Here is a 15,870-nt window from a genome sequence, read left to right on the forward strand (position 1 = left end):
GTACAGACAGTGCAAGCAGCGGTGCCCGCGCACCTAGCGCGCCAACCCCTGCAAACAGTAGCGTTCGTAGTCCGCCGTGGAGCCAACCTGGCGAGCGCAGACCATCACCTGGCCGCGCGACCCCTGCGGAACGTCGCAGCTGTCCGCGCTGCTCCAGTCCTGCAGGACCGTCGTGCCGCCGTCCTCCCCAACCAGCAGGAACCGATACTCCACCTGGACGTCCGTGCCGGTGTAAGCCTGGGCGGTCACCGTGGCGGTGCCGTCATCGCCCACATCGAGCCGGGAGACAATGGCGGAGAGGTGCTTGATCGATGACAGGTACTGGTCCCAGCGATCGTAGGAATACGAAAGGGCGCCAATGTCCTGCCCAGCATCGAGCGCCTGGAGGACGCTCGCGAACGCCTGCGAGAAGCGCGTGGCGCCAGTGCGGTTGAGGTGCTCGCCGTCGCCAAAGTCGGCATCCAGGGGGCTGTAGGCCTCGGAGCGCAGCAGGTTGGCGTCAACGAAAGTGCCGCCGCCCTGCTCGACCACCCGCTGGAGGCGCGACATCTGCTCGGAGTACTTCTCGCCGTAGACCAGCACGTTGAACGCCGGACGCGGCGTCACCACCACCACGAGCTGCACGCCGCTCTCGCGGCACAGGCGGGCGATGTCCGCCACCTGGTTGAGGCAGGCCTCCTTGAAGTCGCTCGTCCCGTGGATGGCGACGGATGTCTCCTTGCGCGCGAGGGAGTAGTCGATGACGTTGTCATAGTTGCCGTAGCCGCGGCCGTAGTAGGTCCAGCCGCCGTTCACGACCTTCGCAGCCTCGAGCGTGCCGTCCCCGCTCAGGCGCTCGCGCACGTTTGCGGCGACGCTTCCGGGATCGAGCTTGACGTGGTTGTAGCCCCATGGGAACAGGGCGCACAGCGAGTCCGCCCTGCGGACGAAGGAGGGGCTCACGAGGAGCCGCCAATAGTCCGCGACGGCCTGGGGCAGGGGCTCGCCGTCCATCTTGGCTCGGGCGAAGGCAACGTGCGACCCTGCCCAGTTGTCAAACGAGAGGGACTCGTAGTCCACGCCGAGAATGACGCGGCGCACGTGGTGGTCGCGAATCGCCTGCTCGGCGGCAGTGTACGAGTCGTCCAGCGGCTGCGCGGGCGTTGCCATGGAGAAGGTGCTGGTGCCAAGCGCGGCGTCGAGGACCTGCGGGTCGAAGGCGCGCTGCGAGGTCGAGGAGCCCACCACGACGGTGTCGATGCCCTCCCCCGCCGCGGCGCGGTACTCGCTCCACATGACGCTCGAGAGCGAGCCATACTGCTCGAGGGCAAAGGAGCAGATCACGTCCATCGCCACGATGACCGCGATCACGACGAGCGTCTCGACGACCCTCCTACGCCAACCACGCGGGGAGGAGGCGTCGCCGCGGGCATGCTTCTCCCTAGAAGTTGGCATACATGAATCCCCCCGCAGCGTTCTGGGTTAGGAAGCTCGTAATCACGATGAGGCCGATGACCGCAGAGTAGAACAAGCCGCGCGCGACGCAGTTCCAGCCGAGGATGCGCTCGGACACGTCCACGCCGCGCTCCTGCGCGAGGCTCACGACAAAGACAAAGAGGCAGGCCACGGCCGAGAAGGCCATGAACTTGAGGTCCGAGTCGCGCACGCCGGCCTGCATGAGCCACAGGTAGAACTGCTGGGGCGCGAAGTTCGTGAACGTGTTGCGCAGGCAGAGCAGGCTGTCGCCGAAGTCGTAGATGCGGTCGAAGTACCAGCCGAGGTTGACCACGAGGAAGGTGCGGAGGACGCAGAACGCGCGGTGGGCGCGCGAGCCCGTGTCCACGCGCAGCGCGGCGTTCGCGCGGCGGAAGGCCGGGGCGAGCAGGTCCGCCAGCGCGATCACCAGGCCGTTGTAGAGGCCCCAGGCGACGTAGTGGGGCTCCGCCCCGTGCCAGAGGCCAACGATCAGGAACACCAGGACGTTGGCCGCGCAGGCGGGAAGGGTCCTTCCCAGGTGCTCGCCCAGGCGCGAGGCGCGGGCGCCGAGGGCCCTCATCGGGCGCGAGACCGCGAACGGGAAGAACACGTAGTCGCGCATCCAGGCGCCGAGCGTCACGTGCCAGCGGCGCCAGAAGTCGGCGAGCGAGACCGAGAAGTACGGGCGGAGGAAGTTCTCTGCCATGCGCACGCCGAAGAGCGAGGAGGCCGCCTCCACCATGTCGATGCCGCCGGAGAAGTCGCCGTACTGCTGGGCCGAGTAGAGCAGGACGCCGAAGGCGACGACGCTGCCGGGGATGTCACCCGTCACGTTGGAGAAGATCTGGTCGATGGTGCCAACGAGCATGTTGGCGATCGCGTACTTCTTGAGCGCGCCATAGCCAAAGCGCAAGAGAGACCGGCGCACGGGCACGTCCTTGGCGGAGTGCCCCTCGAGCAGCTGCGGCCCGAGGTCGGCGTACCGGTTGATGGGGCCCTGGATGACCTGCGGGAACCAGGAGACGAAGAGCAGGTGCTTGAGGGGGTTTCGCTGCGGCTCGAAGCGGCCGTTGTAGGCGTCCACGAGGTAGGAGACGGCCTGGAAGGTGTAGAAGGAGATGCCGAGCGGCAGCACCAGCCCCAGGCTCGCGGGCGAGGCGGCGAGCCCCACCTCGAAGAGCAGGACGTTCCAGTACTTGAGGTAGGCGAGCATACCGAAGCAGGCCAGGAGCGCGGCCGCCAGCACCGCGCGGCGGCGGCGGTCCCAGGCGGCCCTCACGGCCCTCCTCGCCGCGCGGTCCGGGGCGGCGGCGCGCTCCTCCCTGCACCTCTCGCCCATGCGCGCGAGCGCCAGGGGCGCCGCCCAGGTGACCGCGGCGCAGGCAAGCATGTAGGCCAGCGTCTGCCAGCGGCCCACCAGGCAGTAGAAGGCGAGGCTCGCGGCGAGCAAAACGACCCACTGCGAGCGCCGAGAGAAACGGCCTACCAGGTAGTAGGCCGCAAGAGAAACCGCGAGAAAGAGTACGAACGAGAGCGAGAGAAGATCCAACGGTCGGCCCCTAGCCCTCCTCGTCCACCAGACGCTTCACCATCTCGAGCATTGCCTGCGCGCTGTTGAAGTTGTCGGGGACGATGTCCTTGGCGGGCACCGAGACGTCAAGCTCGTCGTTGATGGAGCTGATGATGGAGAGGATGTCGAAGGAGTCCAGCACGCGGTCGTCCACGAGCGTGGTGCAGTTCTCGTAGTCAACGTTGCCCTTAACGTCCTCAAGCAGCTCAATCATGTGGTCGAGCGTCAGATCGTCATCCATGGTTACCTCCAAAAATGTCCAACACATTTCGCAGTTACCGGTGAAAAGCCTATCGCAGTCCGGCCGCGACCGTCCCCTAGCAGCAGTTGTTCTGCCAAGTCTCCATGGGTTCGCGCACCACGCGGACCCCGCGTCCGTCACGCAGCGCGACGGTGGGCATGGTCCTGCTCAGGAAGAGGTAGATGCCCTCCGTCACTGAGTAGGCGCCGATGTTCTCGAAGGCGAGAAGGTCGCCCGTGCGCAGGTCGGCGAAGGGCGCCTTGCGCACCAGCACGTCGGCGGTGGTGCAAAGGCTCCCGCAGAGCGCCCAGTCGCGGGCGTCCTCCGTTGCCCGCCCCGCGCGCACGCGCCCCTCGTGCGAGAGGTTGCGGATGCGGGGCTCCTTCATGCCCATCATCTGGCCGAAGTACGTCACGTGGTTCATGCCGCCGTCGATGAAGGCATAGCTCGTGCCCTCGTTGTCCTTCTCGTCCACCACGCGCGCGAGGTAGCAGCCGCACTCGGTGGCCAGGAAGCGGCCCATCTCCACCTGCAGCTCCACGCGCTCGGCGATGGCCGCAAGCTCCGACGCGATCTGGCGCGCGGGAGCAAGCGTGTCCGAGAAGTCCTGGCCCTCGAAAAGCGGCACGGCAAGGCCGGGGCCGTACTCCAGGCGCTGCGCGCGCCAGCCGTGCTCGCGCTCGAGCTCGTCGATGAGGTCGGCGAGCATGGCAAGCTCCTTCTGCTGCCACTTGAGCTTCGCGCGCTGGGTGCCCACGAAGTAGTGGATGCCCACCAGCTCGCAGCCGGCAAGCTCGTCTCGGTGGTCGACGGCGTGGACGAGGTCCTCTCGGCTCATGCCGAACTGGCTGCCGCCATTCAGGCGCAGGAGCGTGGGCACGCGCACGCCGGCCGCGGCTGCCTCGGCGTCCACGAGCGCCAGCTGTCCCAGCGACTCGGCCGTGAAGGTGCCCGCGCCATAGCGCAGGGCCTCGCGGACGTCCGCCGTCTGCTTGCACACGCCGGAGTAGACGATGCGCGCCGGGTCAACGCCATCGCGCTCGCAGATGGCCAGCTCGCCGGGGCTGCAGACCTCAAGCGCGTAGCCGTGGGCCAGCGCCGTGGGCGCAAGGAAGGGGTTCGCCTTGATCGAGTAGCAGAGGTCGACCCTTGGCCCCCAGATCTCTCGCACGGCGTCAAGGCGCGCGCCAAAGGCCTGGGTGTCAAAGACGTAGGTCGGCGTCCCCAGCTGGGTGGCGCAGGCGAGAAGCTCGTCGCTTGTCATGGCTACCTTCCCATCTCGTCGAGGGCCTTGCGGTCGATCTTGCCGTTCTTGGTGAGCGGCATCTGGTCCACGCGGCGCACGTGGTTGGGCTCCATGTAGGGCGGCAGGGCCACCGCCAGCGCGTCTGCCAGGCCCCTCTCGTCAAGCGTACCAACATAGTACAGGCGGATGCGCTTGCGGCGCTGGTCGTAGGTGCAGCAGGCGCGCTCCACGCCGTCGGTGGCCTGCGCGGCGGCCTCGATGTCGCCCAGCTCGATGCGCTGCCCCATGTGCTTGATCTGGAAGTCCTTGCGCGACGAGTACACCAGGTCGCCGTCCTGGTCGTAGGTCGCCAGGTCGCCGGTGCGGTAGATCGGCTCGAGCCAACGGCCGTTGAGCGGGTTCTGGGTGAACGCGGCGGCGGTGCGCTCGGCGTCGCCCAGGTAGCCCAGGCCCAGCGCTGTGCCAGAGACACAGACCTCGCCCTCGACGCCCGCCTCGGTGACCTCGTGGTCGTTCTCGTCCAAAAGGAAGACGCGCTCGTTGGGGAAGGCCTTGCCCATGGGGATGACCTCGTGCTTGCCAAAGTCGCGCTCCACCACGTAGTACGTGCAGTTGCAGGTGATCTCGGTGGGGCCGTAGAGGTTCACGTAGGTGGCCTGGGGCAGGTAGCGGCGCCACACGGCCAGCTGCTTGGGCGGCATGACCTCGCCCGAGAAGAGCACGCGGCGCACCGTGGTGGGCACGCGGTACCCGAAGCCGTTCATGATCGAGACGAAGCACATCGCCGAGACCGCCCAGGTGAGCGAGGTGACCTGGTTGTCAGCGAGGTAGTCCATGAGCTTGGTGGGCTGCGTGAAATACTCGCGCGGGATGAGCTGCAACCGCGCGCCGCAGCGCAGCGCCGAGTAGATGTCCTTCACCGAGACGTCAAAGTCGAAGGGCGCCTGGTTGGCGATCACGTCGCTCTCGTCGATGCCAAAGAGCTGGTCGAACACCGGGATGAAGTCGATGACCGAGCGGTGCGAGACAACCACGCCCTTGGGCGTGCCCGTGCTGCCGCTCGTGAAGTTCACGTAGAGCGGGTCCACGTCCAGCGCCTGGGCACGTCTGCGTGCGAGAAGGCCCTCGTCGACGGGGCCGCCCACGATGTCCTCGATGCGCGCGACCTCGACGCCCGCGGAGCCGAGAAGCTCCTGGGCCCGCGCGGCGTTAGCGGAGTCGGTGAGGACGCAGGAGGGTGCCAGCGCGTCGACGATGGCGTGGACGCGGCCCTCGGGCTGGCGGACGTCGATCACCGAGTAGAACCCGCCCGCGTACACGGCGCCCAGCATGCAGGCGAGGGCGCTGCAGCTCTTCTCGAGGTAGAGAGCCACCGCCTGGCGGGGCTGCGTGCGCGCGGCAAGCCACGTGCCTGCCGCCTGGGCCTCGCGGCGAAGCTCGCCGTAGGTGAGGCTCGAGTCCGGGTCCGCCACGGCAACGCGCTCAGGCGTCGCCACGGCCGTGGCCTCCAGCCACTCGATAACGTTCCTCATGTCCTGCTCCCTTCCTGGGCGGGCGCCTCGCCGACGCCTAGCCCGAGATGTCAACCATGCAGTAGCGCTCGTAGCCCACGGCAGAGCCGGCCTTCCTCACGCAGACCTCGACCTGCGAGGAGCCCTCGGGGATCTGCTCCTGCGGGATGGTGCAGGTGTCGCTCGTGCCCCAGTCCTGCACGACCATCTCCGTGCCGTCCTCGGCCACGAGCGAGAAGCGATACTCCACCTGCACGTTGGACCCCGTGAATGCCATCGCCGTCACCGTGGTGGCGTCGTCCTCCAGGGAGGACGTCGCGGCGACCGCCGAGATGTCGTCGACCGAGGCCAGGTACTGGTCCCACTGGCCGTAGGCATACGTGAGGTCCGCGGCCGAGCCGCCGGCGTCAAGGGCGGCGAGCGCCTGGGCGAAGGCCTGCGAGAACCGCGCGGCACCGTCGTGGTTGAGGTGCTCGCCGTCGTAGAAGTCGGTGTCCTGGGGCTCCCACCAGCCGCCCTTGGCCATGTTGGCGTCGAGGAAGGCGCCCCCGCCCTGCTCGACCACCTGCTGGAGGCGCGACATCTGCTCGGGGTACTTCTCGCCGTAGGAAAGCACGTTGAAGGCCGGTCGCGGTGTCACCACCACAATGAGCTGCACGCCGTTCTCGCGGCAGAGGTCGCAGATGTCCTGGATCCAGTCGAGGCCCTGCTGGCTGAAGTCAGCCGGACCATCCCCCGCCGCCGAGAGGTGGTCCTGCGCCATGGAGTAGTCGAGGACGCCGTCGTAGTTGCCGTAGCCGCGGCCGTAGTAGGTCCAGCCGTCCATGACGCGCTCGGCGGCCTGGACGGAGGTCGTGTCGCCCAGGCGGTCGCGGAGGTTGGTCGCGATGTGCTCGGCGTCCAGCTCCACGTGGTTGTATCCCCACGGGAAGAGCGCGCTGATGGAGTCCGGGCCGTCGAAGAACGACGCGCTGGTGAGGAGCCCCCAGTAGTCCGCGACGGCCTGGGGCAGGGGCTCGCCCTCCATCTTGGCGCGGGCGAAGGCAACGTGCGAGCCCGGCCAGTTGACCGTCGAGATCGACTCGTAGTCCACGGCGAGAATGACGCGGCGCACGTTGTGGTCGCGAATCGCCTGCCGGGCGGCGGCACAGGAGTCGTCCAGCTCCTGGGCGGGCGTGGCCATGTTGAAGGTGCTGGTGCCCAGCGCGGCGTCGAGGACCTGCGGGTCGAAGGAGCGCTGGCCGGTCGAGGAGCCCACCACGACGGTGTCGATGCCCTCCCCCGCCGCCGCGCGGTACTCGTCCCACATCACGTTCGCGAGCGAGCCGTAGAGCTCGAAGCCGAGGTTGATGAGGACGTTCGCGGCAACGATGAGCGCGACAATAACGATGACCTCGAGCGCGCGGTGCCAGCCGTGGCGCGGTGCGCGCGGCTTGCGGGACGTGGGGGTACCGTTGGTCGCGGGGGTGCCGGCAGCTGCGGCCTTCGCAGCGGTTTCGGTGTTCGCGGGCTTTTCGGCGGTCTGGGCGGCGACCTTCTCGGCCTTCTCGGCCTTCTTGACTTTCTCGCTAGAAGTTCGCATACATGAACCCCCCGGCGACGTTCTGGGTGAGGAAGCTCGTGATGACGATGAGGCCAAGAACGAGGAAGTAGAGGGCAGCGCGGGCCACGCAGTTCCAGCCAAGGATGCGCTCGGACACGTCCACGCCGCGCTCCTGCGCGAGGCTCACCACAAAAACGATGATGCAGGCGAGCGCGGCAAACGCCAGGAACTGCAGGTCGAGCGTCGTAAGGCCGTCCTCGTGCAGCGTGACGAGAAAAGCGCTGGCATCAAAGTTGGTGAACGTGTTGCGCAGGCAGAGCAGGCTGTCGCCGAAGTCGTAGATGCGGTCGAAGTACCAGCCCACGTTGACGACCACGAAGGTGCGCGCGACGCAGAACGCGCGGTGGGCGCGGCCATCCGTGTCCACGCGGAGCGCTGCGTTCGCGCGGCGGAAGGCCGGGGCGAGGAGGTCCGCCAGCGCGATCACGACGCCGTTGTAGAGGCCCCAGGCCACGTAGTGGGGCTCCGCGCCGTGCCAGAGGCCGACGATCAGGAACACGAGGAGGTTGGCCACGCAGGCGGGCAGGGTGCGGCCCAGGTGCTCGCCCAGGCGCTCGTCGGCCCACTTGCCCAGGCGCTGCATGGGCTTGGTGAGGGCGAACGGGAAGAACACGTAGTCGCGCATCCAGGTGCCCAGGGTTATGTGCCAGCGGCGCCAGAAGTCGGCGAGGGAGACCGAGAAGTACGGGCGGCGGAAGTTCTCGGCCATGCCCACGCCGAAGAGCGAGGAGGCCGCCTCCACCATGTCTATGCCGCCGGAGAAGTCGCCGTACTGCTGGGCAGAGTAGAGCAGGATGCCGAAGACCACCACGCTGCCGGGGATGCCTGTGGTGACGTTCGAGAAGATGGCTTCGATGACTCCCACCAGCATATCCGCGATGGCGATCTTCTTGAGGGCGCCATAGCAAAAACGCAGGATGGCGCGATCATAGCGAACCGAGCGCGCCTCATGGTACTCGAGGAGCTGTGGGGAAAGCTGCTCATAGCGGTTGATTGGCCCCTGGATGACCTGCGGGAACCAGGAGACGAAGAGCAGGTGCTTGAGGAAGTTCCTCTGCGGCTCGAAGCGGCCGTTGTAGGCGTCGATGACGTACGAGACGGACTGGAAGGTGTAGAAGGAGATGCCGAGGGGCAGCAGCAGCCCCAGGCTGGCGGGCGAGGCGGCCAGCCCCACCTCGTAGAGCAGCACGTTCCAGTACTTGAGGTAGGCCAGTATCCCGAAGCAGGCCAGGAGCGCGGCCACCAGCACCGCCCTGCGGCGCCCCGCCCAGGCGGCCTTCACGGCCCTCCTCGCGGCGCGGTCCGGCGCGGCCGCGCGCTCCTCCTTGCAGCGGGCGTCCATGCGCGCGAGCGCGAGGGGCGCCGCCCAGGTGACGGCGGCGCAGGCCAGCATGTAGGCGAGCGTCTGCCACCTGCCCACCAGGCAGTAGAAGGCCAGGCTCGCGGCGAGCAGGACCAGCCAGGCGTGGTCCCGCGCGAGGCGGCCAACCACGTGGTAGGCAGCGAGAGATGCCACGAGGAACAGCAGAAAATGCAGCGAGAACAGTTCCAAAACGCAGTCTCCCGGCCTTCGGCACCCTTCGCGCGTGTACAGACGAGTTCACTCTATCCAACTCATGTGGGACCGCAGGATATCCGACACAAGAAACACGAAACGGCTTTCTGGGACTTTAGGCGCTCTCGCCGTTATCGAAGTCTCGCTCCGGCGTCATTTCGACGCCGGAGGGGCCATCTCGTACGGAATCCCGTCCGAAGCCCCGGTTCCGGCGCCGTTTTCTCGCCGGAGGGCGCGTTCCCGCGGCGATGACGTACGGAACCTTCGCTCCGGCGTTATTTTGGCGCCGGAAGGCGCATCTCGTACGGAATGGCGTCCGAAGCCCCGGTTCCGGCGCCGTTTTCTCGCCGGAGGGCGCGTTCCCGCGGCAAGTGCGTACGAAAGTCCTTCTCGGGCGTCGTTTTCTCGCCAAAGCGAGGATTTCCCCCGAAGCTCCGGCACCACGCCAGGGCGTTTTCCTACGGGCTCATCGTCCTTCTCGCCCACCGCACTCGCAAAGAATATCGCCATCTCTTAAAACGGATGACTGCGACCTGCGCAAACGCGTCGGCACTTTAAGAAATGGCGATAAACTCCGAAGAATGAATGACGTTGCGTCGCTCTATCATGTGGGACACATTCGGTCAATCGAACCCCAGCGGCCACCCATTCGTAGCAGGGAGGGCAACATGAACTTCGTCTTCATCTCGCCTCAGTTCCCCGAGACCTACTGGCTGTGGTGCGACCGTCTGCGCTCGTGCGGCGCCTCGGTCTACGGCATCGGCGACGCCCCGAGCGACGCCATCTCTCCCCAGCTGCACCGCGCGCTTGACGAGTACGTCCACGTCGACTCGCTCGAGAACTACGACCAGGTGTTCCGCGCCGTCGCGTACCTCTCCTGGAAGCACGGCCACATGGACTGGATCGAGTCGATGAACGAGCACTGGCTGCCGCTCGACGCCCGGCTTCGCGACGACTTCCACGTGACCACTGGCGCCAGCCTTGCAACCATCGACCAGTGGCAGTCTAAGGCGCAGATGAAGCCACTCTACGCGGCGGGCGGCGTCCCCACGGCTAGGCAGGTCCGCGTGGGCTCACTCGACGACGCCCGTCGGGCCGTGTGGGAGTGGGGCGGATTTCCCGCCTTCGCCAAGCCGGAGTACGGCGTGGGCGCCGGCGGCGCCATGCGCATCGACAACGACGACCAGCTCAGAGACCTTGTCGGCCGCTGCTCGTGGCAGGGTGCCGCGCCCTACGTGCTCGAGGAGTTCGTACCCGCCAGTGGCATCGCAGCCTACGACGCCATCATCGATCCCTGGGGAAAGCCCGTCTTCGAGAACCAGGAGGAGTTCCCGCCGTCGATGTCCGACGTCGCGCGGCAGGGCCTTGACCTCTCCTACTACTGCTGCCCCGGCATCGACCCCCGGCTGCGCGACCTGGGCCACGCTGCCGTGCATGCCTTTGGGATACGCGCCCGCTTCGTCCACCTTGAGTTCTTCCGCCTCGCGGAGGACCGCGAGGGGCTGGGGCACGCTGGCGACTACGTTGGCCTGGAGGTCAACTGCCGACCCACCGGCGGCTACACGCCGGACATGATGAACTTCGCGCATTCCACCGACGTCTACCGCATCTGGGCCGAGGTGGTGTGCTTTGGCGAGCGCCGCCTGCACGACGCCCACGACAACTGGTTCGCCGTGTACGCCGGAAGGCGAGACAACCACACCTACGCCCACAGCCACCGCGAGATCCTTGCGCGCTGGGGCGGGAGCCTCATGATGGAAAGACGCGTGCCCGGAGTTCTCTCGGACGACATGGGCAACCACATGTACGTAGCGCGCGTGCGCACCGAGCAGGAACGCGAGGAGTTCATCGCGTTCGTGCAGGAGCGCGCGGTCGAGGGCTTCTCGGCAGAAGACACTGGCGAGAACCACGACGCTCAGGAAGGATAGGGGTCACACACATGCAGGTGAGAAGGGCAATCGACGCCGACATCCCAGGAATCGACAACTGCCTCTCGCAGGTGCTCGAGGTGCACGCGAAGGGGCGGCCGGACCTCTTTCGCTCCGGGACGCGCAAGTACACCGACGACGAGCTGCGCGAGATAATCGCGGACGACGAGAGGCCCGTCTTTGTCGCCGTCGCCGATGACGCGGCCCCTGGCGAGATCCTGGGCTACGGCTTCTGCGTGGTGGAGGACCACACGCACTCGAACAACCTCCAACCCATCCGCACGCTCTACATCGATGACATCTGCGTGGACGAAGGCGCGCGCGGCCACGGCGTTGCCACGGCAGTCTACCAGCACATCATCGACTTCGCGCGCAGGGGCGGGTTCCACAACGTGACCCTCAACGTGTGGGAGTGCAACCCCGGGGCCCGCAAGTTCTACGAGGCGATGGGCATGGGCGTGCAGAAGACCTGCATGGAGCAGGTGCTGTAGCGACGACGCGGGCGGGCGGCGGAGCGCGGTGCTAGTTAGTGCACCACCGGATCTGCCCAGGCATAGTTCTCCGTGCCAGCGCCCAGCTCAAAGTGCAGCTTCACGATGCCCAGGTCGACGCGGGCACAGGGACCACCGTTGGTGCTCAGGGCAACAAGCGGGAGCCCGTCCGCGTTCGTCTTTCTCGTCATCTGCACCCAGAAGGTCTGCTGGTTCATGGCCGTCGGTGCGAGCAGCGCATAGCGAACGCCGCGCGCGAACCACTCGGGCACGTTGCTGACCGGCCGCGATACCTGCGCGATTGTCCGCGAACGGTGCGGCTCTCCCTGCGTGGTGCCGTGGCCAAGCGCGATGATTGCCACGAGCTTGTCCTTCTGCGCGAGCGTCTGGCGCACGGCTCGGCGCTTGGCGGTGCCGGCGACCCAGCAGCTGTTGAGGCCAAGCCGCCGCGCATCGAGCACGACCTTCTCGGCAAAGTAGCCTGCGCGCATGTCCAGGTTGTTGCCCTCGTGGCCCGCCACGACCAGGTAGTTGTTGGCGTTTTCGAAGCCGGCGCGGCGGGCGAGCGTGCTCGAGAACACCTCGGAGTCGTCGTACGCCAGCCGCATGTGGAGCGCACCGTCTGCGTTTGCCGTGGCAACTGCCTCCTCGAGCGCCGCGCGCTCCTCGGCCGAGATGGGCTCCTCGGTGAAGCGCCTAACGGCATGCCGCGACTCCACGGCCTCGTCGATGCTCATGCGGTAGTCCATCTCGTCACCCTTTCGGTTGGATTCGGTACGCCCCATGGTAGCGTTCCCGCGGGCGACACCTCACGTCGCGGCGATCTGGTGTGCCGGAATTACGCACGGCTGAGTTTGGCTTTGTGGAGTCCTGGGCTTTTGTCGCCGTCTGCTGCAGCCGTGCGTAATTCACCGCGAAGTGGAGCGCCGAGAAGACCATGCTTCCGTCACCCAAACCCAAATTTTAGTTGTGTGCAATTTGTTTTTCTCGCCAACGCGACGTGCCGTCGAATGGGATGCGCCTAGACTAGGGGCCGAGAAAGAATTGCTACGCCGCCGATAGGAGTTGCCATGTCCGTCATCACTACCGTCCTCGCCGTGCTGGTTGCGGCGGAGTTTCTCTTCATCTTCTACCTGGAGACCCTCGCGACCACGTCGGCGCGCACGGCGCAGACGTTCAACATGACCGTCGACGAGCTGTCGCGCCCCTCGGTGAGCACGCTCTTCAAGAACCAGGGCGTCTACAACGGCGTCCTTGCGATTCTGCTGCTTGTGGCCGCGCTGTGCATCCCCAGCAAGGCGGCGGTGATTGCCCTCAGCACGTCGATGGTTGTCGTCGCCGCATACGGAGCCGCCACCAGCGACCCCATGATTCTCCTCAAGCAGGGCCTTCTGCCTGCGATTCTCCTGGTGAGCTGCCTTATCTAGCGATGTCCGCGCCTGGGGCGCCAAGGCGCCCCAGCAGCCAGAGCGCGAGCAACACCACCGGGATGCACCCGAGAAGCCCCAGCGGCATTGGCCCCAGAGTGCCGCCTGCACTGCGGCTAAACCACATACCCAGCCCGGCCACGGCGTTGAGTGACCCATGCGCAAGTGCGCAAGGCCAGACGCTTCCCGAGCGCTCGCGGAGAAAGCAGAGAAACGTTCCAAACGCCATGCAGAAGATGGTCATGGCAACAATGCCACTCACAGGAAATCCCAGGTAATCGCTACCGTAGTTGTACCCCATCGCAATGAGGGGCGCATGCCAGAGGCCCCATGCAGCTCCAGTGAGAATTGCCGCGCGGCGGCGTGGCATCTGCTCCCTCATCGCGGGATAGAGAAACCCGCGCCAGCCCGCCTCCTCGCCAATGGCCAGCAGCATGTTGATGAACGGGGCGAAGATTACAGCATTGGCCACCTGGATGGCGAAGATTGCCGGAACCTGATCACTGCCTACGCCCAGCTGGGCGATGGCGGCAGCGGAGAAGCGCGAGGCCTCCGGATCAAAGTCACCAGAGAAGAAGAGGAAGTAGACTGCGGAGCCGGCCAGCGTAAGGGCCGGTGGGATTGCCAGTGCCAGCATGTACCAGCGCACGCCACCCTTGATGCGAGGCCGCCAGCCAGCGTCGACGGCGGTCTTTCTCGTCACGCGAACTATGACGGCAGAAGCAAGAGGTCCAAACATCGAGACGGCAAGCAGCGGACCCCATATGCCACTCGACTCGTCAATGACCCATCCCGATTGGGCACCGGCGATAATCCAACCCACCCAATCCAGGGCAAATGCCGCCACAAGGAAGAGAATGATGGTACTTCTCGCGGACTGAACCGGCTCATCGGAATCCATAACAGACACCATCTCCCGCATCGAGCTGTCAGCAGCGCTTGGCCCCACCACGCGAGCGCTGCGGGGCCAATACACGACACATTACACCGTCCTAGACAAGAAAAACGGCCCAGAACAGCCCCGGAACGCCGGCTGGGAACGCAGCCCCGGAACACCGGTCGCGCCCCGCCACCCAGCGCGCTGCCCTACTCCCCCACAGTATAGAGCGCCCGGAAGTAGCCATCCGGCACGGCCATGAGCTCGTCGAAGGTGCCCTGCTCGCACACGCGGCCGTCGCGCAGCACCACGATGCCGTCGAAGAGCCGCAGCTGCCCGGCGTCCAGGCGGTGCGTCACCATAATCCGCGTGGTCCCGGTAAGTGCCACCACCGAGCGGGTGACCTGGTCCGCCGTCTCCTGGTCCAGGGCCGACGTGGCCTCGTCAAAGAGCAGCACCCCCGATCCATGCAGCAGGCTCCGCGCGATGCACACACGCTGCCGCTCGCCGCCGGATAGGTTGGAGCCTCCCTCGCCGCACGGGTAGTCCATGCCATGCGCTGCCACAAAGCTGGCAAGCCCCGCCCGCTGCACGGCAGACTCCAGCTCAGCGGCATCAACGTTTGCAAACATCGTAACGTTCTCCCGCAGCGTGGCATCAAAAAGGAACGTATTCTGCCGCACCAGCGACACCGTCTCCCAGAGCGACTCAAGGCTCGCGTCGCGCAGCTCGCGCCCATCGAAGGCAATCCGACCGTCGTAGTTGGAGTGCGCACCCATGAGCAGCGAGAGCAGCGTCGACTTCCCGCTGCCCGATGCCCCCACCACGGCGTAGCAGCCACCTGCGGCAAACTCCACGCTCAGGCCAGAGAGAACGGGGCGGTTCTCGTCATAGCCAAAGGTAACGTTTGAAAGCGAGATGCCCTGGGCGAGCGAGGCGGGCAGCGCCGTACCGCCCGTACGCTCGCGGTTCTCGCCGAGCATCTGGGCGAGCTTTCCCACCAGCCCCAGCGACGCCCGACGCGCGGCAAAGATGGACGGCAGGCCCTGGATTGGCTGGGCAATGCTGTTCATGAGCTGCGTGGCCATGAGGATGCCACCCACCGTCATCCCACGGCCCGAAAGCGCGAGCCACGCGCCAAAGAACATGACAGAAAGCTGAGAGACGCCCTGCGCGGTCATTGCCAGCGCACGTATGCCCAGCTCCATGCGGCGGCGGAGGCGCTTGTCGGCCTCAAGCGTGCCGTTTGCTGTCTCGAATCGCTCGCGCGCGGCGGGCTCGGCGCGAAAACTCTTGATGAGAGGGAAGCCGCAGGCGAGGTCGTGGACCACTCCCACAAAGCGCCCCATGGCATCGGAGACCACACGCTGGCGCGAGGCAAGCCGACCGCCGGACGCAAGGCCAATCGCAAGCGGCACCAGCGCGGACACAATTGCCACCACGGCCAGAGGCACGCTTTGGGCTAGGAGCATGGCAACGGAGCCCGCCAGCGAGACGATCTCGATGACCATCGTGAAGATCTTCTCGAGGTAGGTAGTCTCGATGGTGGTAACGTCGTTGGTGAGCGCTGACTCGTAGCGGCTCGCCCCGCCGCCGTCGAAGGCGCCAATGCCCTTGCCCAGCAGTCGGTCGAAGACCGCACGGCGATACCCGCTCACCGCACGGCGGAGAAACGCCGGCAGCGAGGCGCGCATGGCCAGCCCGATTGCAAGCTCTGCCGCCATGAGCAGGGCGACCTCTTGGCCCGTCTGGACGAGAAGGTCGAGGGCGCCCGCAGCCACGGCGTCGAAGGTCTGCTTGAGTATGTAGGCAAAGGCCAGCGTGACGATGGCCTGCGCCAGATACAGCGCCACGTTTGCCGAGAAGAGCAGCCAGTTCCCACGAAACATGCTTGCCCACAGCTCGCGCGCGACGTCCTTCCCGCTTGCCGCAGACGTTGTTCTCTGCGAATCCATTCAGCGCCTCC

13 protein-coding genes are annotated in these 15,870 nt (G+C 66.4%); 3 read left to right on the forward strand and 10 right to left on the reverse strand.

Going from position 1 to position 15,870, the window contains the following annotated elements; genetic code table 11:
• Window positions 1–33: 33 nt before the first annotated feature.
• From BMX94_RS02380 to BMX94_RS02410, 7 genes are read right to left on the reverse strand one after another with little or no spacing between them, the layout of a single operon-like run.
• Complete coding sequence (locus BMX94_RS02380; RefSeq protein WP_143052246.1) at window positions 34–1,434, reverse strand: SGNH/GDSL hydrolase family protein; 1,401 nt, start codon at window positions 1,432–1,434, stop codon at window positions 34–36.
• Window positions 1,421–3,004 (reverse strand): MBOAT family O-acyltransferase, encoded by a 1,584-nt coding sequence (locus tag BMX94_RS02385; protein ID WP_091003026.1) that lies wholly within the window; start codon window positions 3,002–3,004, stop codon window positions 1,421–1,423. Before BMX94_RS02385 ends, BMX94_RS02380 begins: the two co-directional genes overlap by 14 nt.
• A 10-nt stretch (window positions 3,005–3,014) precedes the next feature.
• Window positions 3,015–3,293, reverse strand: coding sequence for an acyl carrier protein (locus BMX94_RS02390; RefSeq protein WP_143052247.1), 279 nt, complete (start codon window positions 3,291–3,293; stop codon window positions 3,015–3,017).
• A gap of 49 nt (window positions 3,294–3,342) precedes the next feature.
• The gene (locus BMX94_RS02395) at window positions 3,343–4,530 is read right to left on the reverse strand and encodes a diaminopimelate decarboxylase family protein (protein WP_091003030.1); all 1,188 of its coding nucleotides are present in this window, start codon (window positions 4,528–4,530) and stop codon (window positions 3,343–3,345) included.
• A 2-nt stretch (window positions 4,531–4,532) separates the two neighbouring features.
• Window positions 4,533–6,044 (reverse strand): amino acid adenylation domain-containing protein, encoded by a 1,512-nt coding sequence (locus tag BMX94_RS02400; RefSeq protein ID WP_091003032.1) that lies wholly within the window; start codon window positions 6,042–6,044, stop codon window positions 4,533–4,535.
• 37 nt (window positions 6,045–6,081) lie between these two features.
• Window positions 6,082–7,605 (reverse strand): hypothetical protein, encoded by a 1,524-nt coding sequence (locus BMX94_RS02405; RefSeq protein WP_091003034.1) that lies wholly within the window; start codon window positions 7,603–7,605, stop codon window positions 6,082–6,084.
• Window positions 7,592–9,178 carry an MBOAT family O-acyltransferase gene (locus tag BMX94_RS02410; RefSeq protein ID WP_091003036.1) on the reverse strand — a complete coding sequence of 529 codons (1,587 nt, stop codon included), beginning with the start codon at window positions 9,176–9,178 and terminating at the stop codon, window positions 7,592–7,594. Before BMX94_RS02410 ends, BMX94_RS02405 begins: the two co-directional genes overlap by 14 nt.
• A 671-nt stretch (window positions 9,179–9,849) precedes the next feature.
• Here BMX94_RS02410 and BMX94_RS02415 point away from each other — a divergent pair.
• Window positions 9,850–11,109: an ATP-grasp domain-containing protein gene (locus BMX94_RS02415; protein WP_091003038.1), complete on the forward strand. Its 1,260-nt coding sequence runs from the start codon at window positions 9,850–9,852 to the stop codon at window positions 11,107–11,109.
• A gap of 11 nt (window positions 11,110–11,120) precedes the next feature.
• On the forward strand, window positions 11,121–11,600 hold the full coding sequence (locus tag BMX94_RS02420) for a GNAT family N-acetyltransferase (protein WP_091003040.1): 480 nt from the start codon (window positions 11,121–11,123) through the stop codon (window positions 11,598–11,600).
• A gap of 35 nt (window positions 11,601–11,635) precedes the next feature.
• On the opposite strand, the gene BMX94_RS02425 is transcribed toward BMX94_RS02420, so the two are convergent.
• On the reverse strand, window positions 11,636–12,385 hold the full coding sequence (locus tag BMX94_RS02425) for a nitroreductase family protein (RefSeq protein WP_091003043.1): 750 nt from the start codon (window positions 12,383–12,385) through the stop codon (window positions 11,636–11,638).
• 285 nt (window positions 12,386–12,670) lie between these two features.
• On the opposite strand from BMX94_RS02425, the gene BMX94_RS02430 reads away from it, so the two are divergent.
• On the forward strand, window positions 12,671–13,027 hold the full coding sequence (locus BMX94_RS02430) for a DUF1304 domain-containing protein (protein ID WP_091003045.1): 357 nt from the start codon (window positions 12,671–12,673) through the stop codon (window positions 13,025–13,027).
• Here the strand turns inward: BMX94_RS02430 and BMX94_RS02435 are convergent.
• Window positions 13,020–13,928 (reverse strand): CPBP family intramembrane glutamic endopeptidase, encoded by a 909-nt coding sequence (locus tag BMX94_RS02435; RefSeq protein WP_177171295.1) that lies wholly within the window; start codon window positions 13,926–13,928, stop codon window positions 13,020–13,022. The two genes, BMX94_RS02430 and BMX94_RS02435, sit on opposite strands and share 8 nt — an antisense overlap.
• 185 nt (window positions 13,929–14,113) lie before the next feature.
• Window positions 14,114–15,859, reverse strand: coding sequence for an ABC transporter ATP-binding protein (locus BMX94_RS02440; protein ID WP_091003049.1), 1,746 nt, complete (start codon window positions 15,857–15,859; stop codon window positions 14,114–14,116).
• Window positions 15,860–15,870: the final 11 nt, after the last annotated feature.

This window comes from Olsenella sp. KH3B4 (assembly GCA_900111695.1).
Classification (GTDB): Bacteria; Actinomycetota; Coriobacteriia; order Coriobacteriales; family Atopobiaceae; genus Tractidigestivibacter.